Here is a 23,363-nt window from a genome sequence, read left to right on the forward strand (position 1 = left end):
CTGTGTTTATAATGTTTTTTGTCGAATAAGAATAAAATATGTTGAAATCGCTTTTTTTTGTGCTACAATAGCACTATATAAAGGATTGTGACCGGTGATGCGGGCAATGCCTGAGTTCAATTGAGTGCTATTGCTAACAATAGTGTTGAATTGTGCTTAGGCATTTTTTATTGGTAAAGGATGGGAGGGGGGAACTTCAATGATTATTGAGAAGGTGCTCAATAACAACGTCCTGTTGACTAAAAACGACAAAGGCAAAGAGGTCATCGTGATGGGAAGAGGCATTTCCTTCAAAAAGGTGGCTGGGGACCAAGTCGATGATGATAAAATAGATAAGATTTTCATGTTAAATGAAAACGAGTTCACGGCCAAGCTTACCGAGCTGCTAAACGATATTCCCGTATCTCATCTGGAGGTCGTGAATGAAATCGTAACCCATGCAACGGAAGTGCTGGATACGGAATTAAGCGATAATATTTATTTAACGCTGACCGATCATATTCATTTTGCGATACAGCGGCAAGAGAAGGGGCTCGCGCTCCAAAACGCGATGCTGTATGAGATTAAGCGCTTTTACAAGAAAGAATTTGAGGTTGGGCTGGATGCTCTGCAAAAAATTGAAAATACGCTTGGTGTGAAGCTGGGCGAAGACGAAGCGGGCTTTATCGCATTGCATATGGTGAATGCTCGGATCGACGGTAACGAAATGAAGTCTACGCTGAAAATGACCGAGATTGTTCAACATATATTGAATATTATTACGTATCATTACGGTATTGTGCTGGACGAGTCCTCTTTTAGCTATTCGAGATTTTTGACGCATTTGCAATATTTTGCGATGCGGGTGATTCGTAAAGAGGTCATTCACAGCGGCGAAGAATTTTTGTACAACCAGGTAAAGCAGACATATACCGAAGCTTTCGCTTGTGCGCAAAAGATCAATGAATATCTGGAAAAAACATACGATCAATATTTAAGCAAGGACGAATATGTATATCTGACCATTCATATTCATCGAGTGACCGAGCGAAATAATATTGCGGAATAACATTGCCAAGTAACAAGTCGAATCATAAATCTGTCTAAAAACTTCATACCTTCATCGTTCATGGATTGTGACTGGTAAGGCAGGCAAAACCTAAACTGATGGTGAAATCGGCGTTTCCTCTATGGAGAGGGTGCGTTGTTTTTACCACGAGTTTAGGTTTTTCTTGTTTACAAGGTTAAAAAGATGCACGCCGGCGCATCTTAGCAACATGAAGTAAACAGAAAGTCCTATCCATAACAAGAATAACTCATAAGGAGTTCTGAACATGAGCGATAAAGAGCTATCCAGAAAAATAGTGACCCTCGTTGGCGGCGAAGAGAATGTCAATTCGGTATTCCATTGCGCTACACGCTTGAGATTTAAATTAAATGATCGTACAAAAGCAGACAAAGCTGCATTGGAAGCAACGCCCGGTGTCATTACGGTGGTTGAAAGCAGCGGCCAGTTTCAAGTTGTCGTCGGCAACAATGTAGGTCAAGTATTTGAGCATATGATGGCAGAAACGAATTTGCAGGATGCCGAAAATGCAGGTGAGAAAAAGGAAGAGTCTTCCGAAAAAACTAACTTTCTTGGTAAAGCCGTCGATGTCATTTCCAGCATTTTTTCGCCTCTCTTGGGCGCTCTTGCCGGAGCCGGTTTGCTCAAAGGGATTCTGGCATTAATTTTGTCACTCCATTGGATTAATGATAAAAGCGGTACGTATCTGATCCTAAGCGCTGCTTCGGACAGCGTATTTTATTTCCTGCCAGTATTTCTGGCTGTTACATCATCCCGTAAATTTAAGACAAACACCTTTGTATCGGTGGCAATCGCCGGAGCTCTGGTCTATCCGGCGGTTATAGCAGCGGTAAGCAACCCGGAAAGATTGGCGTTTCTGGGTATTCCGATCATTCTGATTAATTACAGTTCCAGTGTTATTCCAATTATTCTCGCAGTCTGGGTTCAGTCCTATGTGGAACGCTGGTTCAATTCCTTTATCCATCAATCTGTGAAAAATATTATCGTTCCGATGCTGGTTTTGCTGGTCGTTATTCCGTTGACATTCCTGGCCTTTGGTCCAATAGGTAACATGATCAGTCAAGGCTTGGCTAACGGCTTTACCTGGGTATACAATTTAAGCCCACTGGTCGCTGGTGCTGTTGCCGGGGCATTCTGGCAAGTGTTTGTTATTTTCGGCGTGCATTGGGGCTTCGTTCCGGTCATGCTGTCGAATATTGCAACATTGGGTTATGACACGATGCTTCCGATGCTTACAGCAGCCGTACTTTCTCAGGCTGGTGCAACATTGGGCGTATTCCTGAAATCCCGAAATACTCAAATGAAGGCTTTGGCAGGTTCCTCTACGCTGGCGGCTGTTTTTGGGATTACAGAACCAACGATTTATGGCGTAACTTTGAAATTGAAAAAGCCATTTATTTATGCTTGTATTTCCGGTGGTATTGGCGGGGCTATTATCGCTTCCGGCGGAGCGACTGCAAAATCCTTCTCCCTGCCTAGTTTGTTGGCATTGCCTACTTATTTTGGTGCTGGATTCTTGTGGCTTGTCATCGGCTTGCTCGTTGCCTTTGTACTTGCAATGGTGCTAGTTATGGTATTGGGCTTTGATGATCCAAAAGAAGAAACTGTCAAAGCAGCACCAACACCTGAGAAGAAAGAAACTGTGATTGAGAAGGAAATTCTCGTAAGTCCGCTGCAAGGTAAAGTGTTGCCACTCGAAGAATCTTCTGATGTCGCTTTTGCCTCAGGGGCTATGGGTAAAGGAATTCTGATTGAACCTACAGAGGGCGTACTGACTTCTCCTGTAAACGGAACAATTACGACGGTATTTCCGACCGGACATGCTATCGGTATTACTTCCAATGACGGAGCAGAAATTTTGATCCACGTTGGCGTGAATACAGTGAAGCTGAAAGGACAATTTTTTGACAAGCGCGTAAAAGAAGGCGACATCGTTACTCAAGGACAACTGCTGCTCGAATTTGACATTGAGCAAATTAAAGCCGCAGGTTACCCGACGGCTACGCCGATCATTGTGACGAATTCTGCTAAGTACCTGGATGTTCTGAAAACAGCAGAATCTGAAGTGAAACGTGAAGACTACTTGATGACAGTAGTTATCTAATCATGAATTAACACAGTAACATTACCTCACGTATAAAAGAAGCTTCCCTTGCGGGGAGCTTCTTTTGCGTTCCTTCCACAGCAGCTTATATTCGCCCTCAGCCAAGCACTTTACAAATATATCCTTTTTTATGTTTATGTCATGATTCGTAGAAAAAAAGTAAAAATGAGACAAGTATTACAGCTAAAAATGGAAATATCGTTTATGGTGTGTATAAGACTGTTAAATAAAGGAGGATTTCTGTGAAAAAAGGATATATTATCGGTTTAAGCGTGATTGTGCTGCTCGTCATTGCTATCGCTATTTCGGCTGTGTTCAAGTTTCAGGATCTCGAGCAGGTTGTTCAGCAGAAAGACAAAGAGATTCAAGCGAGTAAAAGCAATTATCCCGAAATATACGATCACTTGAATGCGGTTACAATTGAGGGTTTTAAGAAGATGATCCAGCAGGACCAAAGTGTGTTTGTTTATGTCGGCAGACCCAGCTGTGGTGACTGCAACCGCTTTGAGCCTAACTTTAACAAGATGATCGAGCAATACAATTTGGGCTCCAAAATCACTTTTTTGAATGTTCACAAAATTCATAAGAACAAGCCAGAATGGAATAAATTCAAAGAGGAATACAATGTAAAGTACACCCCCACCATTGCGGAATTCAGACATGGCAAGCTGGTAGATAAAGTGGAATGGACACCTGAAAGAGATCTCAGTACGGATGTGGTAAAAGAGTGGCTGATTTCCAAGAAACTGATTTTATAAGCATCGTCCTATACCGTGTCTTACGGACAAGCTTACATGCAGAAAAAGGTATTCACGCGTTCACCGCATGGATACCTTTTTGGGGAATTTTCAGATGATTTAAGGTTTTGAAGAAAAACAGTTCCTAACTCGCCTTCACTACCTTATGATAGCATCGTCTGTACCGGCTGGGTCCTATTATTATAGATTTACTTCATACGATATCTAGTGTTAAATGGAGTCGGGAAATTCGTATCTAATAATATCGGTTTCTGACACAATATGCCCAATTTGAGATTCGATGAACTCCAAATCCCCCTCGACAGCACCTATATAATGCTTCGTACCCGACTCTACGACGATAACCTCACCGGGGTTGACCGTTTGCATTATTCCATCGATACAGACGCTTCCCACCCCGGACACAATAGTCCAAACCTCTTTACGGAACTGATGCTCATGATAACTGATAAATCTTCCAGCAGAGATGACTACCCGTTTGGTGACTGTCTGTAAGCCGCTGGTCGCTTGTTGGTGGGACAACACCGTTTGTTTCCCCCAAAAACGCTCCTCAAAGCGAGGGCCAATCTCAATTTCCGTCACCATATCCTTAATCCCTGTGGACGACTGTCGATCGGTCACCAGCACACCATCCGGTCCGGCAACGACGATGATGTCCGGGACATTCCATATGCTAACTGGAATCTCCAGTTCATTGATAATATGCGAATCATGAGAAGCTTCCGAAATATAGCCCGGGCCGCTCAGCTCCGAGCTCCTTTCCCGCACCAGCGAATCCCACGTTCCTAAATCCCTCCACTCCCCATGATACGGAAGCACCGAAAGCTGACGGGTCTGTTCCACCACCGCAATATCGAAGCTTGTTTTGGGTAATTCCGCATAATTTGTCGAAAGAGATTCATAGTTCGATGATAGACCCTTTTGCTCCAGCATGTCCAATAAAAAACCAAGCCTGAAAGCGAACACACCGCAATTCCATAGTGCTCCTTCCCGGATCAGCGCCTCCGAACGAATCAGATCCGGCTTTTCCACAAATGAGCTAACCCTGAGATACGGCTGATTGGGGGAGGGAGATGACGAAGGAACAATATAGCCATATTTGTCAGAAGGCTCCGTTGGAACAGCTCCCATGAGTGCGATGTCACTCCCGGATTGCTCCAATATAGATGGAAGCCTGCGTAAATGCTCGAAAAACTCATCCCCCGCATATCCGTCCACCGGCATGACCCCTACAATCTCGTCGCGCGACGCACCTGCCTGGTCATGTAAGTAGGCCGCAGCCAAGGAAATGGCCGGAAATGTATCCCGCCGGGTTGGCTCCTCAATTACCACAGCGTCCGCCCCAATTTGCCCACGGATCAGCTCAGCTTGAGTTCCACTCGTTGAAAAATAGGCCTCCCCTGCCAAATTTGCTTCAGATAACTGCCGCCAAATCCGTTGCAGCATACTTTCAGGTCGTTCGTCATGACGCAGAATCGTAAGAAACTGCTTGGGGCGACTCTCATTGGACAAAGGCCAGAGACGTTTACCAGAACCTCCAGATAATAAAATCATACGCATTTATGCAACCTTCTTCCTCTAAATTAATAAATACATGCCACCTGGCACTGTTCGTTTTTCATAAATCTGCCGATTACATAAGTATGCATAAATCGCAATTTATGCATGATTACATCATGTATTTGTATACTTGTTTGTACAGGAGCTGTCAGTCATGTCCATTAAAATACTTATCATTGAAGATGAAAAAAGTTTGGCAGATATGATCGCCCTTCATCTTCAGGAAGAAGGTTATCATACCGAACTTATTTACGATTCCAAACAAGCACTTCCGACACTTATGCGTTTTAAGCCTGATATTATTGTGACCGATCTTATGTTTTCCGGTATGGTCGAATGCGCGCTAATCGGCCAACTCCGTCAATATACGACGGTTCCTGTGCTGGTGATCTCCAACAATACCCTTTTGAATATAAGAATTAAAGCATTGGATGACGGAGCGGACGATTTTTTATGCAAGCCATTCAACCTGAGAGAGCTAAATGCTCGTATCAAAGCCTTACTGCGCCGCTCTGGCCGCAACATACCTGCCGAGTCCCAAGCCATAACCAAAAAACTCAAAAAAGTGCGGGTCTGGGTGAATGATTACCGTCGCAGCCTGTTGGTCGATGACCGGGAGGTTGAAGTGACTCAAATTGAATTTTCCATTATAAAAGAGCTATCCTGCTATCCGGGGAAAGTCTTTACCCGCAGCGAGCTGATGGATCGGATTAAAGGCGGAGACGGTGCCTATCTAGATCGCACGATTGACGTACATATCTCCAGTCTCCGCAAAAAAATCGAACGTGACCCCAAAAATCCTCAGCACATCCGTACCGTCTGGGGCCGGGGGTACAAATACGAGATGTAGCCGTGCCTTCTAATGGCTACTGAATTGCATCATGGTAACTTCCTTCTATGGAATCTTTCGTTTTTTCCATCGCCGATAAGGAAGAAAACAAGCCGCTCCACCAAGTATCCCAAGTATGAACAGGATCCAGCCAAAACGGTAGGCGGAAGCCAGAATAATGACGACCTTGCCGCTTCCGCTGCCACTGGTTATAAATCCGGTAGTCACTCCGTTCACCGACAGACGGGCACGCTGGGTTTCACTTCCCAGTCTGAATTCCCACAGTGGATTGGGCGACTCGGTTTCCCGAATCAACACCTGCTGATGCGTCGGATTATACAGCGTAAAGCTGCGTTCCATGGAATTTTCACGAGAAGCCCGAATACTTTCTGAAGCATGGGGAGCCGTAAAAAAGGTTTCCATATCCGTCCCCTCAAACAGCGTAAGCTGATCCACTGTAATCATCGCCTGATAAGGGATGATGGAATAATTCTTCATTTGAAATAAGCCTGACTGCTTCTTATGCGCATGTGCCAAAATCTGAAACTGCATAAAGACGCTACCTGCCGGAGCCTTCACAATCTGATCATAATGATTCCATTGCTCCTTATCTCGCTCCTCCACCTCGTTAATATAAGAGGTCTGGAGGATTTGGGAGGCTTTATTCAAAAAAATAACCTTCATATGCCGACTTCCAATTTGTTCTGACCGCGCATCCAGTTGTACGGCATACTCTTGTAGCGGCTCAGCCTTCATCTTCTTCGACGCATATATATTCCAATCACATGAATAGCTCGGTGCGTAACGAATGGACAACCCCTCGCCGCCTGATGACAGACTCGTCTTGCCAGGCTGAATATCCGCCACGCAGCCTACATCATTGGTTAAAGATTCCTTCGTGTTATCCTCTGGCATAACCGCCACTTCCTGCGCAGCCATCCGATGAATATCTCCATACCCGCTCATGGACGGCACCTGACTGTCCAGCACCAGCGTTAAGCGATACTTCCCTTTGGTTAAAAACAGATTCTTGAACTCTATACGTCCATAATCGTTCAGCAGACCAGGAATTTGAATGATTTGTTTGGCAAAGCCATCCTGATTCGGCACCGTTTCAATGATCTGTTTTTCGGATGAAGAGGTAACGGGCAACCGCGTATACGATTCACCTGTATGGATCGTTCTTGTCAGTACCTTGCCTGTCTCTTCATTCGTCCACTTCATTGTCAATGCCCCATGATACCCGGCAGGTAGATCAGCTAAAATAGCTGTGGAATAGGTTCCGGTTTTGGCGATCTCCACATCCCTGCTTAATGTACCTTGCTGATAGCTGATTCCCCGTCCCATGCTGAGCCTCGGCAGAGCACGCTCTGACTGTACATTTCCTTGGGCGTTAAAATCGCTCTCAGCCTCCAGAGTGAAAAAGAGCTTGCCTCGCTTCAATGCCTGCTCCACCGGAAAAGATAGCTCATCCAGTTGGTCTACAGGTACAATCGCAAATTGATTGACCGCATTAAAGCCTTGCAGGTTATTCACCGTAATCGGGGTATCCCCTTTGGGAAAAGCATGCTCCCCCAGGTCGACCCATTGGAACTGATTCAAGCCTTCATCATGGGTCTTGATGTCGACCACTCCACCCGGCAGCGTAACTTGCAGCTTCCCGCCTGCCTTATTCATAAACACTCTCGCATATACATGCGAGGTTTGCGGCTGTTCCAGCTTTTTGTGCATCGTAAATGCGTTAGGCTTACTATATTGTCCCAAATCACGCAATTGGATATCATGAATCCACCAGTAGTTCTTTTGCTGCGGGCGTTGCAGGGTTAGCAAATCCATTCGCATCCAGTAGCTGCCCGGCGGGGACACATATTCCCCGTAAAATTTTACACCGTCAAAATCATATCCCTCCGAAGGCGCCACGACATAGCTAACCCCCAGCTCACGCATCTGCTTATCATAAAATCTCATTTTAACATGCATCTTGTTCGTGCCGCGTCCAGAGACGGTGATCTGAAACTGATACGGGTTATTTTCCTTGGCTTCCAGCAAACCGGATCTGGCGACCTGCCATATATTACTCGGGTCTCCCTTCATAATCTCGCCGTGCAGGGTTGGCACATCATTCAATTCCTCACGCGGGTTAGCCTCCACGCTGAACAACTGCGGATTATCCGGCTTGAAAAAGGTTTCGGTCCGCAGCATGGAATCAAAATCCACGACTGTTTTCCCCTCAATGCTGCTCATCTGATAAGGGGCCACATCCAGCTTCTTACTGGCAAAGGTGACAGCAATTCCAGCGTCCATTTCCATATCAAACGGGAAATTCCGTATATTTTGGGACGATAAATACCATAACCAATCGTTGGTCGAGGCAAAGGTTTTGGACCATTTTAAAAAGGCGTTGCCATCTTCAATGACATCAAACGGACGCAAATAATCCTCTGCCGGAAGCTGTGACAACAGCAAATCGTTAAAGGAGGCCGCTTCCACATAATCCCCCTTGTTGACCGTCTGAATGGTTTTTAGCTCAGGCTTTAACGCACTGAATAATACGCCGAAGCGACTAAAATCGAATCCAGGCAGATGGCTGTAGCTCTCCAGTCGGCTAAACCCGTAAGGTGTTACAATTTTGCTCGTTAATATGTTCATATAAGGGGGCGGCTGATCCAGATTAAATATGGAAAAAAGCCCGTTCTTGTACGTGCGTTTCAGCCTAGTCTGACCCTCCAGCTGAGACAGGTGGAAATCCTGCCGCTTCTCCTGTCCCTCATATTCGTCATGGTAGACCAGCTGATTGACCCCAAAAGTGGAGAATAGCCAGCCTAACCGGGAGCTTAGTCCGTTGTCCAGCAAATACTCCAGAAAGTTCATATAGTATGTAATCCCGGGGTCGTTGCCTTCATGATGGAAAATCGTATTTTTAGGAGATGAGTACACCTGAAAATCCCCGGTTGCCTTCTCGGTTGCTGTCTTACCCTTATTCCATTTAGGCGTGGCTACGCCGTTAAAGCTCTGAATCATATTGTCGGCAATCGGGAAATACAAGGCTTTGCTGTCGAAGCGGTCCGGGTCTGTCAGCTTTTCAGCCATTTCGCTGTAAGCCTCCGGCACTTGAACCGGCTTGTAATACCCCTCAATGAATTGGGTACGCAAGGGAGCAAAATACACGCCAAGGCACAGGACGACAATGACCAGCACCAGCCTTTTATACACTCGTTGCAGCGGCGATGAGCCGAACCATTCCATAATCTGAACCACGCCGAAGGTCAGCAATACCCCGAAATTAAGGGCAATCAGCCCGATAAACTTGTTGGGATCACGGAAAACCGAGCCAATCACAGGGGTCTTCGTCACCAAAATGACAAACCACTTGGCAATGGACGGAAAGGTTGTCCCGGTGGCTAAGACGAGAAATAATAACGTAAGCAGCGAAAAGATGAGAATGATCGGATTTTTGTGTGAGCGCGTCACCATCGCATAGCCAATCAAGAGCAGTAAAAACCCTCCGCCCACATAAAACATCGCAGGCAGTGAGGAAAAGGAAAACATAGGCCACCAATAGCTCAGCAAATAGCCCACATTGTATAAGCTGCTGTTACGACTGAACAGGGACAAGGTATCGACGACGTTGATATTATGCTGCGACGCCTGAGCGTCCATCACCATACTGCCGAGATACAGGGACAACCAATAAAAACTGAGCAGACCGAAGAACACGCCAAAAATGATCCCTTTACGCAAAAAATTGCCGTATAACGGCTGTAAATAGGTGCGACCGGCCTTGCGGTGCGTCCAGGTCAGTTTGATCAGTAAGAGCACGGTGAACAAGCCCAAATAAATCATGCCGAAGAAAAAATAATGAATCGCAGCGGCGCTGACGGTAAATACCGCCGCCAACAGGAACAAGTCTATCCAGTTCCGCTGGTACAGCTTGTGGGGATTATAGTTTTTAATTTGCTGAATTTGAAATTTGGGATCAACCGCACTGAAAAAGAAGCGCAGCATCAACGGAAACAAGCTATATCCACAGAGCAAATAAATATGCTGAATGCGGAAAATAACCCACGGATTCAGTGCATAAAACAGTGCGCCGATCATGATGGCAAAAATGCGGGTTTTCGTAAAGCTCGGCGAATAATACACACTGACCAGCCGCTTGGCAAAGGCATACATCGAAAATGCCGAAACAAACAACAGACCCGTGATAAACGACTTCAGCAATACCGGGCCGCTTTCTCCGAATAGCAACGAAAGTCCATAGAAGGGCAAGATATAAAGGATACGGGGAGCATTGAACATGGTAGAGGTAGACCACCGTTCGTTCCATACCCCCATAATTTCCTCCAGATACCGATGAGAGGTGGCTCCAAAGGCAATATCACTAAATACGATTTGCCCCGGTCCATAGATAGGCGCAAGATATACGCCAATCGCAGCCAGCATCAGCAAGATTGCTGCCATATCATAGCGATATCGAAATATCCATTTTCTCACCATGCCTGGCCCCCCTCCTCTCTTGAAATTTCCGATTATCTTCTCAAACGAACGATTGCCTGCAAGCCTTGATCCGTATTACGCAGCTTTAAGCGGCCACTGATCGTCTTTAGATAGGCATCCATATGATACAGGCTGAACGTATGCTCTTGCGAGTTTTGGGAATAGTCCGGCTGGAAATAGCTCCAACGCATCTTGTCATCGATACCGCCGCCCGTATCCTCAATGGTAATAACGATTTCTCCTTCTTCCAGCCGCGAGCTGACCTTAAGCACTTGAGTCTGCCGCTTGGTGCGCAGACCCGTTCGGCTTCGATGCTGATCCTCTGGTAGCTCATCCGCTTGTCCCATCGCCTGTACCGCGTTTTCCAGCAGTCCCTGAATCGTCTTGTACAGCAACGGTGCTTGGGCTGCAATGGACGGAACAGGCTCTTGCCGCAAGATGACCTGAATATCCTTCATGTTCAACGAACGGTTCGCCCATTTCAGCGATTCTGACAACACTTCATTCATATCTGTGAAACTGATTCCGCTATTGTCGTGCATCTTCTCTTCCAGCTCGTCACGCAAGGTGCGGACTCCAGTCAGCAGACCTCCCAGCGAGGATTCCTGTTTGAGACGTCCCTGAATGAAATTTTCATTCAGCTCACGGAAATATTCCAATTCCTCATGAGTTGCTCCCTTTCCCTGACTGGAAGCTGCCTCAAAGCGGTTCGCCAGATCATGATAAAAGCCTAACAGCTTCAAATCGTCTCCGCCTGTCAGGCGGGTAGTCTGCTCTTGCAACTCTTGTAGCTGCTGCTCAATCGTCTGCATTAACGGCAAGTAATATGTATCCTGCTGCTGACGCATATCTTCATCCCGCCGTTGGTCCCACACCTGATTATTCACGAGCGCATCCTTCACGACCCGTTTGCGAAACTGTACGAGCATGGCCCACAGCATAAACAACAGCACAACCATGACCAGCGACACCTTTTTGCGAAAAGAGCTGATCCGCTGGGCAGTGTCCTGACCAACATCCTTAACGGAAATGTAAAGAGCCTCCTCCCCCATGCGGCTGAACCCTATTCCGTGCTTCACTCCCTGATCTTCAACAACGCCCGTATTGCCCTCCAGCAGCCTGCGGGTCACACCCGTAATGTCTGTCCGATTGATATCCGGTGTGTTGAGGGAAGCTACGACCTTGAATTGATTATTATAAAATAAAGTCTCATGCTGATTGACCGGTTTACTCTTGATAATACCGCTGAACATACCGGAGTCAATGGTACGCACCATAAATCCGCCCGTCTGCGCCCCCTGAATCCTGCATACGATATACTGCGCAGGCTGATGATCCTCTGTCACAAAGGGGCTTACAGCGCAGCCGTTTTGCAGCAATTTAATTTGCTGTATCGCGCTTTTCATCTCACGGTTGTCACGTCCGGCGATTACGCGATACTGTTCATCCAGCACATAAAATGCTCCGCTTTCACGCTTAAAGCCCTCGGTATACTGACGCGTCCCCTGATTCAGTATGTTTTTGCCAAGGCTGGAGGCCAGCTCATTCAGTTCAGCCTGCCATGCCGCGTAATGCTCGGATATGTGGCTGGACAATTCCTGCACTTCATACCGGAGCTGCTCGTCCTGAATGTCTGCCAATTGACCGTTGAATTCCCGAACAATAAACCACTGAAGCGCAATGGCCATAAGCACGGTTACGCCCAGAACAAGCAGGTACAGGATCAGCTTTTGCCAACCCGGTTTCAACAAAGCCCATCGCTTCATGCTTCCCTGTCTCCTCCATTCGGTTCAAGTTGGCCCAGAATAGCCTGCATCAGACACTCCAGTTCGTAGTTGACTAGCGGCAGCCGTGCGCACAGCAGCCGGGGAGTCCGGCGCTGGAGTGCAGCAAACCTCGCAGCGGTTTCCGTTGCCCCATCCGTCAGCAGCAGCAACTCGCAGGTTTTTGCAATATATAAACGATCCAGCTCTTCTTCGCTATACTCGCGCAGATCAACAATGTAAATATCATGACGATCATCCATATGCTGAAGTGAGCTGGAGACGGTCAGGGTTACTCCCGCATGCCGTGCAGCATGATACTGGTGAAGCAGACGCATTCCTTTTTCCCAGAGCTCATGCTCAGCCGAGTCGAATCGTTCACAAAAAAGACGCAGCGCTCGTTCTGTATTGACATCTTTCAAAAATGCCAAAACGCTGATATTATACATGTAGTTCCTCATTTCTTACTTCCTGATTGGAGTTGCGCAGTTCTTATGACACCCCAAAACATTCTATTTGTTGACGACAGCCCTATGGTTTTGTCCCTGCTTGAACGGACATTGTCGGAAGAAAGGTTCACCTTACATACCGCTCATACCACCAAAGAAGCCTTGCAGGTGCTGGAGCAGCACCCGATTGATGTCGTGGTTTCCGATCTGCTTATGCCTGGTCTGGACGGGATTACCTTCCTTCGCATGATCAAGAAGGATTATCCCCATATCGTGCGGATCATTTTGTCAGGTCACCTGCATACGCAGACCATTTTATCCGCGATTAATCAAGTGGGCGTATTCCGCTTTTTGACAAAACCACTGGAGCTGGATGATGACACACTGAAAAAAATCCTATACGAGGCGCTTGATGAAGCCAAGCTCAACCGAAACCGCCTGTATACAGACCAGAACGCGGCTTCCAACTTATCGGTATTTTTAGACAGTATTCTGAATGCTCCATACCGACCTTATGTGCTGCTTAATGAGCAAGATTTCGTAACCGCTGTACATGTTGCACTCGCTGAGCTGTATCCTGTCGGCTGCTCGCTTCGTCATCCTGAACAGGAAGGCATTCAGTTAACTGCACACTCACTGTATATACCGTATGATGAGTCGGAATCTTCCGATCCCGACCTGTATACGCTGGATACGCTGACCCTGGGACGTTCATCCTTACGCCTTATCCGCCTTAGCGAGATCGCCTGAGTGACGGGCGCCGCCCTTCAACACGGCGGCTGCCCCAATCACGGTCAGGCATGCATACATCCACAGCATCCCCGCCGTTAGCAGCGGGTGACGAATATAGCTTTTCAGATTGCTCCATGTATATAGCACCGGACGGAAAAAGTACCACCGTTCCAGCGCCTTCCGCAATCCCCCCTCCTCAGACGACATCGTACGATCCATCACCGAGAAGTAATAGGCTTTTTTACGTAATACATCACGCAGATAGACCTGTTTTTCATCATGATATACACGTGTAAATACCGCCCGCCGGATGACTCCGCCAGACTCTATATAACGCAGGGTCGGCTGTATTTCTTCAAAAGCAATCTGCTCTGCGTTAAATCCGCCTGTCGATTCATAAGCGCTCATTCGCCAGAAGCGTGCTGCTTCAATCGAACGTTTTCCCAAGGTGTCACCCGCGTTGTTAATCACATTCCGCTCAAAGACTTTGACTTTGGAAAAAAAGTTGGTCGCTTCCGAATAGGCCTCCTCGGGAACGACCAATGCGCCGATGTCCTGATGATGGTCAAAAAAGTCGATGCTCTGCTGAATCAAATGCTCGGCTAAAATCATATCGGAATCCAATACAAGTATGTATTCGGCACCCAAACGTCCGGCTTCCTCAACCGCCTTGACTCTCGCGACTCCCCGCTCTCCATGAGGAAGCTCCAATATCGTTACGGGTACTGGACTCCCTGCAGCTAGCGTACGAATCGTCTCCACCGTCTGATCCTCCGAGCCGTCATCGGCAATCACGATATGCAGATCCTTGTAATTTTGCCACATACAGCTCCGCAAACAAGGCTCTATCGTCCGTTCATTGTTGTACGTGGAGAAGAGAATGACCACTTTGTCCACTCTGTTCCGCCTCCTTTACCCAATCTCCCATCAACTGCTCAAATGCAGCCGCCGTATGATCAAAATGAAATCCCAGCGCATACTGATACGCCCGCTCACGCATGGCCATATAGTCTTCGCCGCCGTTGGCTGCTCTTTCCATTTGTTCAGATAATCCCCGGACGTCGCCGTGGAAGCACAGATATCCGCTTTTCCCAAAATCCGTCGCGTCCACCAGTCCGGGTGAATTACTGACGATGCTGGGAGTCCCCACAGCCGCTGCTTCGGTAATCGTCAAGCCCCAGCCTTCACGCAGGGAAGGGAAAACGAGCGCGTGGGCGCGGCTCATCAGTTCCAGCTTATGCTCTTCTGAGACGAATCCGTAAAAGGTAATATCCGCTTGTGATTGTCCCTGTTCATCCGGTTCTCCGTAGGTCAATCCATACCGTTTCATAATCGGCAATAATTGTTCTGCCACATAGGTTTTATCGGTTTTTCCAGCGATCCATAACATAGCCTGAGGAAATTTTTTCTTAAGCTCTCCAAAAGCTTCAACCACCAGATCAATGCCTTTATATTTCACAAAGCGCCCGGCGTACATAAAGGTCGGATTGGACTCCTTGGTTAAGAATTGTTCCCGAGGCCAGTGTTCAAACTCAATGCCTTCAGGCAACAGATGAACACGATCCGGGTGAAAGCCCAGCTTGAGCAGATCATAACGGGTAGACGGGGATACGGTAATTGTCCGATCCTTACGAGCAAGCTTGAGCATCAAGGGCTCCAGGCGATATCCGATATGGTTCAGCGGAAAACCAGCATTTTCAAACCATATTTCCCTTGTTAGCTGATGTATAAAGAAAATTCGCTTGGGCGCCTCCACCCAGAAACGGGTGAAAAACTGATGCGTGTTCGCCTGATTAATCACATAATCAATATGCTTACGATGATGGCGATAATAGCGCATGGCATAATAAATGACGCTATAAATGTTTCCTTTTCGGATATACGTAATTCCGTCTATGATTTCTTCCTCGGGCATCCCCTCAAGCCTGGGCGAAAAATGAATAAACTGAAAACGGTCTTGCTGTGAGCGTTTGAGCATTTCGTGGGTGAAAATTTCGGCTCCCCCGCTTTTAGGCGAACGAATGTCACGCCAGGAGAGCAACAGAACTACGGTTTTACCATCCTGTTCAGGTATTGTATTCACGGGTTGAATCCCCCCTTATCTTTATTTTGAACAAATATACATAGGCATCTACCACAAAATAGAGAGACATGGCGCCGTAAACAATCAATTCAGATAGCAGAAAGTCATACGGGTTTTGATGTGCAATATGAAAGGCTGCCAATAAAGTCGCAGCTCCAGCCAGCAGCCCGAACATAAATTTGCGTCTGCCCACCAGCACATGCACATGAACAAAGAACAGCACGATAGAAAACAGCCAATACACCCATCCTCCCAGCGGAATATAGGCTTCTGCCGACTGGTATGAAGACCCGAATAGTACGGGAATAGAGGGCGGGAATACAAAGGTGGTGCCCACATATACACAGATAGCTGCAACAGCCATTAATCCGGCATAGACGGCAACCAGCTTGCCCAGGGCTTGGCGATCATGACCCTGCGCACCGAGCTTTGGAATAAAGGCGGCAATCAGGCTGTACGACACGTAATAGACCAACTGGCTGTATTTCAGCGCAATCGCATAGCCACTGGCCTGTTCGGGAAAGTAATGCTGCACATACAGCATGTCAATGGAGATGCAGAACAAAATAAATAAATTCGTAATAAGACTATCCGTAAAATCCTGGCCTAGTGATTTCCATAGCCCGGAAGGTATACGTTCCTTAGTGTGACCGAGTAAGGATAAGCCCCGAACCGAAACAGCCCAGCCGTGAAGCAGCGACAGCAGCATCCCCCCACAGCTTGCCAGCAGCAAAGCCTCCAGCTTCAGCCCTGACGCAGCCAGTATAAAAAACAGGCTCAGCTTTCCTAAAACCTCCAAGTAATAGTTCACATTCAGCGCCAGCATGCGTTCCCTGCCCTGTAGATCTCCACGGCACGAGCTGACGAGAATATGCAGCCCTACCAAGCCATACAGCATGAACAGCGGGCCAGACTCCACGCCTAATAGCGAGCGCAGCAGCGGATGAAACGCCAGCAAAATGACTATGGCAAGCACGGTTAGCAACAGTGGTGCTTTTAGCAATAGGGAACCGAGTGGCAGGCTACGCAATGGAAGCTTCCTGTCTCCTTTGGAGACCAGCTTGGCTGTTAATAGCTGAATAGACAGGCCCAAAACAGACAAAAGTGCAAAGAGGGCCAGCAGCGCATTCGCCTGACCATAAGCTTGTCCGGTAAGATACCAGCTCGCTGCAATATGGAAGAAAAAATTAAAGCCGTTCAGCAGCACATTAAATACAGGAAACATCAATGTTCGCAAGCGATTTGTCACGTGCTTATCTCACCCGCCGATCCAGTCGCCAAATATCAATGATGGAGCGCAAGAAACGAATGGAATCCTTCCAGACATGGATGTGCGATCCGTCCCGGTCAATACATTTGACTGGTAATTGCAGCACCCGAAGCTGGAGCCGCTTGGCGATAAACATCATTTCCAGATCCAGCGCCAGCCCGAGCTGTTCCTTCAAATGCGGGAACATACGCTTCACAGCGACCGAGCTCATCACTTTAAGCCCTGTCTGGGAATCCACCACGCCTGTCGGTAAAAAGGGCCGGGAAATGACACGTTTGCCGAAACTGACTACAGATCGTAATAAGGAACGGTTTTCAGCTGTCATGTCCTTGGTTCCAATCACCACATCATAGTAGCCCTGCTGAACGACATTAATCATTCTGGCAATATCCTCAATAAAAAAGGAATCGTCCGCATCCACAAATACGTAGTAATCCGCGCCGATGGTGCGCATCCCTTCCAGATACGTTCCTGCCTTGCGGGTATTGCGTCCCAGTTCCCTGGTTTGAAGCAGCGGACTCAGATTCTGATTAATCCGGTTCACGGACAGGTCTGTCGCCGCCTCCAGCGCTTTGATCAAGGCATTCGTCCCATCATGACTGCCATCATCAATGAGATAAATAGAGCCCTCCACAATATGACTGCGGATAAAGGCTTGCAGCCGTTCAGCAAACTTCTTGACATGAACAAAACGCTGCTCCTCGTTATATACAGACAAGATGAAGGCAATATGCCGGCTTTTGGCCGAATACTCGGGATAGAGCAAGCTTTGAATTTCGGAAAGCATCTCTTCGTTGTCATTGGCTTGCCAAAAAAGCAGGCGCAAACGGCCTATTCCGGTAATCTGCACCATATGCTGATCACTGAACGGATGCGATACATCCGTCACCAGTAACAGCGGCATCTGCGGAAAGCGACTACGAATCTGATTCGCTACCCGTACAGCCTGTCCAGGCTCCCTGTAATCAATCAGGCAGCAGCATGCGTCTTCATAGACTGAAGTGGCCTCCTGATCCTCGCACTGTATATATTCGTAAAAATAAATCACATTGGGATAATCAATAGCCCTGTGGTTATCGCTAAAAATGGCTATAGGTCCCTGCACACAAACATCTCCTTTTTCTCCGGGTAGTTCTATTTTCTTAAAAAGGAATTAAAAATGTTTGCTTATAGGGATTAAACATGGTTGCAAATTCTTCATAATTTTTTAATAAAATAGCTCACACATCTTGATATATATGGATAATGTCGAAATGAGACTGATATTTCACATTTAGCAGAAAACAAGCATTTAGACCTACTTTTCCCTGTAAAAATAAGTGTAAAAAGACCTTACACCCCATTCTTCATATATAGTTCTTTTTAATCAAAAACAGAATTCATTATGGTTATTTTGTCATAGAAAACTAGGCGAATAAATCAGATTCACACGCCCATACTATGGAGAACGTGTCATCTTTCGTTACGAATGGTTATCAATATGAAGTGAAAGAAGGTTATTTCTATGGAAGCATTTTATGTAAATAAGGACGGGTCATTATCCACCCCGCTGCGGGGAAAGGATATATTAGCCAATCCTCTTTTGAACAAGGGGGTCGCTTTTACCGAAGAGGAACGCAAAGAACTGGGTCTTGAAGGAATTCTTCCGCCGACCATCCTTTCTCTGGAGAAACAGAGCGTCCGGGCGTACCAGCAATTTTTGGCACAACCGACCATGCTGCGCAAAAACGCTTCCCTGAATGACCTTCACAATCGAAATGTCGTGCTGTACTATCGGCTGCTAACTGACCATTTGAGTGAGATGCTGCCCGTAGTCTACACACCTACGGTGGGGACCGCGATTCAGGAATATAGTCATGAGTACAACCGCCCTGGAGGCGTGTATTTGTCGATAGATGACCCGAACGGCATCGGACAAGCATTCTATAATTCTGGCTTGAGTGGTGAGAATGTGGATCTGATTGTAGTGACGGATTCCGAAAGTATTTTGGGGATTGGTGACTGGGGCGTGGGAGGCATTAATATTGCGATTGGCAAGCTGGCTGTGTATACAGCTGCGGCTGGTATTCATCCCGGGCGGGTGCTGCCGATTGTGCTGGATGTGGGCACGAATAATGAAAAGCTGCTGAATGATCCGCTGTATATCGGCAATCGCCATAAACGGGTTCGCGGAGAGGCTTATAACCAGTTTATCGATACCTTTATCAGCAAAACGTTAGCTCAATTCCCGAAGGCGCTTTTGCATTGGGAAGATGTGGGCAGCGTGAACGCACGCCATATTATAGGAAAATACGGCCAAAGCATTCTCACCTTTAACGATGACATTCAAGGCACAGGAGCGGTAACCCTGGCTGCAATTCTTTCGGCAGTAGGCGTCACCAAGATTCCGCTGCGTGAGCAAAAAGTACTTGTGTTCGGCCCGGGGGCAGCGGGAGTCGGCAATGCTGACCAAATTCGCGGAGCTATGATCGTGGACGGCCTTGCAGAGAAGGATTCCTTCAAGCCGTTTTGGGCCTTTGATTATCGTGGATTGCTAACGGACGATATGGAAGATGTACTGGATTATCAGAAGCCGTATGTGCGCAACAAAGATGAAGTCAGCTCATGGACCCGGTCTGATGACGGAAAAATACCGCTGCTTGAGGTCATCCGTCAGGTGAAGCCTACCATATTGATCGGAACCTCCGGTGTAGCGGGTGCCTTTTCTGAGGAGATTATCAAGGAAATGGCGAAGCATGTAGAACGCCCGATTATCATGCCCATGTCCAATCCTACAAACCTTGCAGAAGCGGTACCTGAGGATTTGATTCAGTGGACAGATGGCAAAGCCTTAATCGCTACCGGAAGTCCCTTTGAGCCCGTCACCTATAACGGTACAGAATTTGAGATTGGACAGGCAAACAATGCCTTTGTTTTCCCGGGACTTGGTCTGGGCGCAATTGTAGTCAAAGCCAAAAGGATCACCCCTGCCATGTTTACAGCCGCAGCAGATGCCGTTGCCAAAGGCGTAGATTCGAATAAGCCTGGCGGTGCGCTGCTCCCTCATATCCGAAAATTACGGGATGTTTCATACGCTGTTGCGGTTGCGGTAGCGAAGGCCGCGATTCAGGATCAGGTGGCTCAGGCACGCATTGCAAATATCGAGCAAGCCGTTCGGGATGCGATGTGGAAGCCGGAATATGCGAAGGTAAAAGCAGTGGAAAACGTAATACACCACCCGCATTAAGAGGGCTTTCAGGAGGAACAATCCATGAGTGTCGGACATATCTTTTATATTTTGGTGCCTATTTTCTTCGTCATTATTTTAGGGTGGTTGGCAGGCCATTACAAAAGCTTCGATGCCTCTTCCTCGAAAGCCCTAAATTCACTGGTTACCAAATTTGCGCTACCCGCGCATTTATTTATCGGCATTACGACCACCAGCAGGAAATCTCTTATCGAGCAATGGCCTTTCTTGCTGGCTCTGTTCATTGGTATTGTCGGCTTTTATGCCGTCCTCCTGCTGGTGGGTCGGTTTGCGGTGAAGCAATCGGTAAAGGATGCATCCATGTTTGCTTTGAACTCGGCACAGCCGACATTTGCCTTTATGGGCATTCCAGTGCTGGGTGCCATCTACGGTTCCTCTGCTGTTGCCATTCCGATTGCGATTACCGGGATCGTAGTCAATGCCGTTCTTGATCCGGCGGCTACCATTATAGCTACCGTCGCCAGCCGGAACTCAGGGAAAGAGCGGAATGGTCACCTCGGAAAGCTTATTTGGGACTCCATCCTCCACGGTTTAAGAGAACCACTGGCGCTGGTGCCGCTTATTGGTGTTATTTTGACCTTGTTCGGCTTCCACTCACCGGATTTATTGAACAAATCATTCAATCAAATCGGTGATATTACGTCCGGGGCCGCTTTATTCGCGGTCGGTGTGACCATAGGCGTGCGCAATATCAGTTTCAGCATAACCGCCATTGCCATCGCGCTGTTAAAAACGATTGTACAACCTCTATTGATGCTACTGCTTGCCTACCTGTGCGGTCTTTCGTCTGCCGATACGGTAAAAGCCGTATTGCTCGTTTCCTTCCCTGGCTCAGCCGTCGCTGCCATGATTGCTACACGTTTTGAAAGTCTGGAATCGGAAACAGCCTCTGCTTTCGTCATCAGTGCGGTCATTTCTCTTGCTACACTGCCTGTACTCATTTCCCTGCTGATGTGAATTCATGCGTATAGATAGAGCTGACTTTCTCCATAAATAGAGAAAATTACATTTATTCTTCAATTCCAAGCAATTCGGATACTTGTTTTCTATATCTCGTAGCCCTACGTGTTCCGTGAATGAGATTGGACAATCTGGTGGTCGGAATATGGTATGTAGCACAAAACGTTTTCTGATCCATTCTTTTCTCAACCAGTTTTTGTTTGATCTCCCACCCAAAAGGGGTTACAGCATTTCGTCGATTCAATTTTATTACCTCCAAGCCTGGTTTTTGAAATCATAGTATGATGCAACACGTAATACACATTAGCTTAATGATCTGATCTGCCCGTTTGGTAATGATTCAACAGATCATCCAGTTTCTTAGATTGTTCAATTACTTTGGGATGTGTTAAAAATCCGTACTTTTTCTGGACTTGATACAGTTTCCTCCTAGCTCTTTCGACACGAAGTAAAGTCACACCTTGATTCATCAGCATGATCCCTCCTATATGTCATATTTTAGAATAAAAAGACGTTTTTTGGATTTGCGAATGATGCTCCTAGCAAAAAAGGAGCTGTTCCAAAAGTTCGCATAAGCTGGGAAGCCTCAAATTCTACGCAAAAGAACCTCCGTCTCCACTACTAAAGTGGGGACAGAGGTTCCTTTGGTATAGTTGCTGATCTGTTCATTTCTCTCGTTTCGACAATGCAAAATTGATTACCTCTCCAATTATAATCGAAGTCAAAATGATATAAAGCATCATAATATCAAACTTATATCCAAGGACGTAGAATATGCCTATACCTAAAGCATAACTTACTATAATCCCTACGTACCGCTTTAGTAATTTAGTCATGGTGTACAGCCTATAGGGGAGGGCTGTGAACTAAAGAATTTTCCGGTGTCAAACACGCCAGTTACTTTCGTCCGTGAAGCACTCTCATAAAATATCACATGATGTGCGTAAGGTATGACTCCACATGTTCGAGGATACGAATATTGATATACCGTAAAGTAAGCTACAGTATTCATCCCAGCCGAAATACTAATCACAGTAAGAATGGTTGAAACAGGTACTTTAGTAATCGTTGAGATTATCCCTGCACCTATAGAAATCCCTACATTTACCCAATTATAAGAATAATCAAACTTTCCAGCAAAAGTTCCACCAGAAGGAACATCGTTTAATGAAAAATCTGAATTAATTTCTTTAACCATTAATTCATCCTGCTTAACTCCATCAATCAGAAGTTTTTGATCTTGTGGGAAATATTCAATTTTAGTTGTTTTTCCATTTTCAACAACCGTAGTGATTCGGTGATCATCATTTTCAAAGTTTGTTGTGATAACAGCTTTACCTTTTTCAGTCTGTACAACTTCTGTTTGGACCAAATTTTCTTCTGACGTGGTAATTTGTTCAGCATTACTTACCGAAGGTAAAACAGTTGCGCAGAGCAATGCTGATGCCAATAAGGGGACGAACACTTTCTTAAAAATTTTCATAATAATTCTCCTCCTATACAAATATTTCAAACAGTTATAAATATTACACTTTGTATAATGAGAAGTAAGGGGGAATTTGTCGAACAATAAATCAATTAAAAAAACAACCTTCTTTTAATAAAAAGTATTTAATTAACAATAAATTTAATTTCCGCCCCGTCCGGATACTCTTCAAGCTTATGACCTACCCAACTACCAGCTCCTCAGTTATCACTAGGGGTTATGTATCGAATCTATTTACTTCCTAAAGATAAGATGGTTATGATTGATTTAGGCACAGATAGAACTATTGATTCATATAAGCTTAAAAGTGATTCAAAGAATATGAGAATAAGCTTTTATAATCGGGGTGTAGGTTATGAAGGTGCATTTGCAACGAATGTAGGGGATGGAGATCTCAAAACGCTTCCTGATGAAAAAAGTTTCTAATGTAATCGAACCAACATAACCAACTGGTGAACGCGCTATTCTGACTGTAACAATGGACAATGGATTTGATAATTCCTTTAATAACTGTGATTAACAACGACGAATAACAGAGGAAGAATGAAAAGAAAGTGGT

General features: G+C 46.3%; 19 protein-coding genes and 1 pseudogene. 8 read left to right on the forward strand and 12 right to left on the reverse strand.

Annotation, left to right across the window (positions count from 1 at the left end):
• The first annotated feature begins 199 nt into the window (after positions 1-199).
• From licT to QMK20_RS20155, 3 genes are all read left to right on the forward strand, one after another.
• Positions 200-1,048 (forward strand): BglG family transcription antiterminator LicT, encoded by an 849-nt coding sequence (gene licT / locus QMK20_RS20145; RefSeq protein WP_137059994.1) that lies wholly within the window; start codon positions 200-202, stop codon positions 1,046-1,048.
• A 265-nt stretch (positions 1,049-1,313) separates the two neighbouring features.
• The gene (locus tag QMK20_RS20150) at positions 1,314-3,170 is read left to right on the forward strand and encodes a beta-glucoside-specific PTS transporter subunit IIABC (RefSeq protein ID WP_044645625.1); all 1,857 of its coding nucleotides are present in this window, start codon (positions 1,314-1,316) and stop codon (positions 3,168-3,170) included.
• A 242-nt stretch (positions 3,171-3,412) separates the two neighbouring features.
• Positions 3,413-3,928, forward strand: coding sequence for a thioredoxin family protein (locus QMK20_RS20155; RefSeq protein ID WP_283653031.1), 516 nt, complete (start codon positions 3,413-3,415; stop codon positions 3,926-3,928).
• A gap of 210 nt (positions 3,929-4,138) precedes the next feature.
• On the opposite strand, the gene QMK20_RS20160 is transcribed toward QMK20_RS20155, so the two are convergent.
• The gene (locus tag QMK20_RS20160; protein ID WP_283653032.1) at positions 4,139-5,488 is read right to left on the reverse strand and encodes a sugar phosphate nucleotidyltransferase; all 1,350 of its coding nucleotides are present in this window, start codon (positions 5,486-5,488) and stop codon (positions 4,139-4,141) included.
• 154 nt (positions 5,489-5,642) lie between these two features.
• Here QMK20_RS20160 and QMK20_RS20165 point away from each other — a divergent pair, with 154 nt between their 5' ends.
• Positions 5,643-6,338 (forward strand): response regulator transcription factor, encoded by a 696-nt coding sequence (locus QMK20_RS20165; RefSeq protein ID WP_283653033.1) that lies wholly within the window; start codon positions 5,643-5,645, stop codon positions 6,336-6,338.
• Positions 6,339-6,383: 45 nt separating this feature from the next.
• Here QMK20_RS20165 and QMK20_RS20170 read toward each other — a convergent pair whose 3' ends face one another.
• From QMK20_RS20170 to QMK20_RS20180, 3 genes are read right to left on the reverse strand one after another with little or no spacing between them, the layout of a single operon-like run.
• Complete coding sequence (locus tag QMK20_RS20170; RefSeq protein ID WP_283656316.1) at positions 6,384-10,811, reverse strand: hypothetical protein; 4,428 nt, start codon at positions 10,809-10,811, stop codon at positions 6,384-6,386.
• A 35-nt stretch (positions 10,812-10,846) separates the two neighbouring features.
• Positions 10,847-12,580, reverse strand: coding sequence for an ATP-binding protein (locus QMK20_RS20175; RefSeq protein ID WP_283653034.1), 1,734 nt, complete (start codon positions 12,578-12,580; stop codon positions 10,847-10,849).
• Complete coding sequence (locus QMK20_RS20180; protein ID WP_283653035.1) at positions 12,577-13,026, reverse strand: hypothetical protein; 450 nt, start codon at positions 13,024-13,026, stop codon at positions 12,577-12,579. The genes QMK20_RS20175 and QMK20_RS20180 overlap by 4 nt, the downstream gene beginning before the upstream one ends.
• A 45-nt stretch (positions 13,027-13,071) precedes the next feature.
• Between QMK20_RS20180 and QMK20_RS20185 the strand changes: the two genes are divergently transcribed.
• Positions 13,072-13,776, forward strand: coding sequence for a response regulator (locus tag QMK20_RS20185; RefSeq protein WP_283653036.1), 705 nt, complete (start codon positions 13,072-13,074; stop codon positions 13,774-13,776).
• Here the strand turns inward: QMK20_RS20185 and QMK20_RS20190 are convergent.
• From QMK20_RS20190 to QMK20_RS20205, 4 genes are read right to left on the reverse strand one after another with little or no spacing between them, the layout of a single operon-like run.
• Positions 13,744-14,655: a glycosyltransferase family A protein gene (locus QMK20_RS20190; protein ID WP_283653037.1), complete on the reverse strand. Its 912-nt coding sequence runs from the start codon at positions 14,653-14,655 to the stop codon at positions 13,744-13,746. The genes QMK20_RS20185 and QMK20_RS20190 overlap by 33 nt on opposite strands.
• Positions 14,615-15,841, reverse strand: a complete 1,227-nt coding sequence (locus QMK20_RS20195; RefSeq protein WP_283653038.1) for a glycosyltransferase family 4 protein — start codon at positions 15,839-15,841, stop codon at positions 14,615-14,617. The genes QMK20_RS20190 and QMK20_RS20195 overlap by 41 nt, the downstream gene beginning before the upstream one ends.
• The gene (locus QMK20_RS20200; protein ID WP_283653039.1) at positions 15,825-17,090 is read right to left on the reverse strand and encodes an MATE family efflux transporter; all 1,266 of its coding nucleotides are present in this window, start codon (positions 17,088-17,090) and stop codon (positions 15,825-15,827) included. Before QMK20_RS20200 ends, QMK20_RS20195 begins: the two co-directional genes overlap by 17 nt.
• 4 nt (positions 17,091-17,094) lie before the next feature.
• Complete coding sequence (locus tag QMK20_RS20205) at positions 17,095-18,216, reverse strand: glycosyltransferase family 2 protein (protein WP_283653040.1); 1,122 nt, start codon at positions 18,214-18,216, stop codon at positions 17,095-17,097.
• A gap of 399 nt (positions 18,217-18,615) precedes the next feature.
• Here QMK20_RS20205 and QMK20_RS20210 point away from each other — a divergent pair, with 399 nt between their 5' ends.
• Both QMK20_RS20210 and QMK20_RS20215 read left to right on the forward strand, forming a co-directional pair.
• Positions 18,616-20,337 (forward strand): NAD-dependent malic enzyme, encoded by a 1,722-nt coding sequence (locus QMK20_RS20210; protein WP_283653041.1) that lies wholly within the window; start codon positions 18,616-18,618, stop codon positions 20,335-20,337.
• 24 nt (positions 20,338-20,361) lie between these two features.
• Complete coding sequence (locus QMK20_RS20215; protein WP_283653042.1) at positions 20,362-21,315, forward strand: AEC family transporter; 954 nt, start codon at positions 20,362-20,364, stop codon at positions 21,313-21,315.
• A gap of 52 nt (positions 21,316-21,367) precedes the next feature.
• Here the strand turns inward: QMK20_RS20215 and QMK20_RS20220 are convergent, their stop codons facing one another.
• The 4 genes and pseudogenes from QMK20_RS20220 to QMK20_RS27740 form a co-directional block, all read right to left on the reverse strand.
• On the reverse strand, positions 21,368-21,562 hold the full coding sequence (locus QMK20_RS20220) for an XRE family transcriptional regulator (RefSeq protein WP_283653043.1): 195 nt from the start codon (positions 21,560-21,562) through the stop codon (positions 21,368-21,370).
• A gap of 64 nt (positions 21,563-21,626) precedes the next feature.
• Positions 21,627-21,794 (reverse strand): aspartyl-phosphate phosphatase Spo0E family protein, encoded by a 168-nt coding sequence (locus tag QMK20_RS20225; protein ID WP_082067123.1) that lies wholly within the window; start codon positions 21,792-21,794, stop codon positions 21,627-21,629.
• Positions 21,795-22,150: 356 nt separating this feature from the next.
• Positions 22,151-22,801: a hypothetical protein gene (locus tag QMK20_RS20230; RefSeq protein ID WP_283653044.1), complete on the reverse strand. Its 651-nt coding sequence runs from the start codon at positions 22,799-22,801 to the stop codon at positions 22,151-22,153.
• A gap of 128 nt (positions 22,802-22,929) precedes the next feature.
• Positions 22,930-23,034, reverse strand: a pseudogene (locus QMK20_RS27740) (NucA/NucB deoxyribonuclease domain-containing protein); the annotation flags it as partial.
• On the opposite strand from QMK20_RS27740, the gene QMK20_RS20235 reads away from it, so the two are divergent.
• Positions 23,024-23,230, forward strand: a complete 207-nt coding sequence (locus QMK20_RS20235; protein ID WP_283656361.1) for a hypothetical protein — start codon at positions 23,024-23,026, stop codon at positions 23,228-23,230. The pseudogene QMK20_RS27740 and the gene QMK20_RS20235 sit on opposite strands and share 11 nt — an antisense overlap.
• Positions 23,231-23,363 lie beyond the last annotated feature (133 nt).

The sequence above is a fragment of the Paenibacillus sp. RC334 genome (assembly GCF_030034735.1).
GTDB lineage: Bacteria > Bacillota > Bacilli > Paenibacillales > Paenibacillaceae > Paenibacillus > Paenibacillus terrae_A.

Excerpts from the sequence above, each read along its gene's own strand:
- QMK20_RS20175 (WP_283653034.1), bottom strand. The coding sequence starts at position 12,580 with ATGAAGCGATGGGCTTTGTTGAAACCGGGTTGGCAAAAGCTGATCCTG.
- licT (WP_137059994.1), top strand. The coding sequence starts at position 200 with ATGATTATTGAGAAGGTGCTCAATAACAACGTCCTGTTGACTAAAAAC.
- QMK20_RS20150 (WP_044645625.1), top strand. The coding sequence starts at position 1,314 with ATGAGCGATAAAGAGCTATCCAGAAAAATAGTGACCCTCGTTGGCGGC.
- QMK20_RS20215 (WP_283653042.1), top strand. The coding sequence starts at position 20,362 with ATGAGTGTCGGACATATCTTTTATATTTTGGTGCCTATTTTCTTCGTC.
- QMK20_RS20180 (WP_283653035.1), bottom strand. The coding sequence starts at position 13,026 with ATGTATAATATCAGCGTTTTGGCATTTTTGAAAGATGTCAATACAGAA.
- QMK20_RS20225 (WP_082067123.1), bottom strand. The coding sequence starts at position 21,794 with ATGCTGATGAATCAAGGTGTGACTTTACTTCGTGTCGAAAGAGCTAGG.
- QMK20_RS20210 (WP_283653041.1), top strand. The coding sequence starts at position 18,616 with ATGGAAGCATTTTATGTAAATAAGGACGGGTCATTATCCACCCCGCTG.
- QMK20_RS20230 (WP_283653044.1), bottom strand. The coding sequence starts at position 22,801 with ATGAAAATTTTTAAGAAAGTGTTCGTCCCCTTATTGGCATCAGCATTG.
- QMK20_RS20165 (WP_283653033.1), top strand. The coding sequence starts at position 5,643 with ATGTCCATTAAAATACTTATCATTGAAGATGAAAAAAGTTTGGCAGAT.
- QMK20_RS20235 (WP_283656361.1), top strand. The coding sequence starts at position 23,024 with ATGTATCGAATCTATTTACTTCCTAAAGATAAGATGGTTATGATTGAT.
- QMK20_RS20160 (WP_283653032.1), bottom strand. The coding sequence starts at position 5,488 with ATGCGTATGATTTTATTATCTGGAGGTTCTGGTAAACGTCTCTGGCCT.
- QMK20_RS20185 (WP_283653036.1), top strand. The coding sequence starts at position 13,072 with ATGACACCCCAAAACATTCTATTTGTTGACGACAGCCCTATGGTTTTG.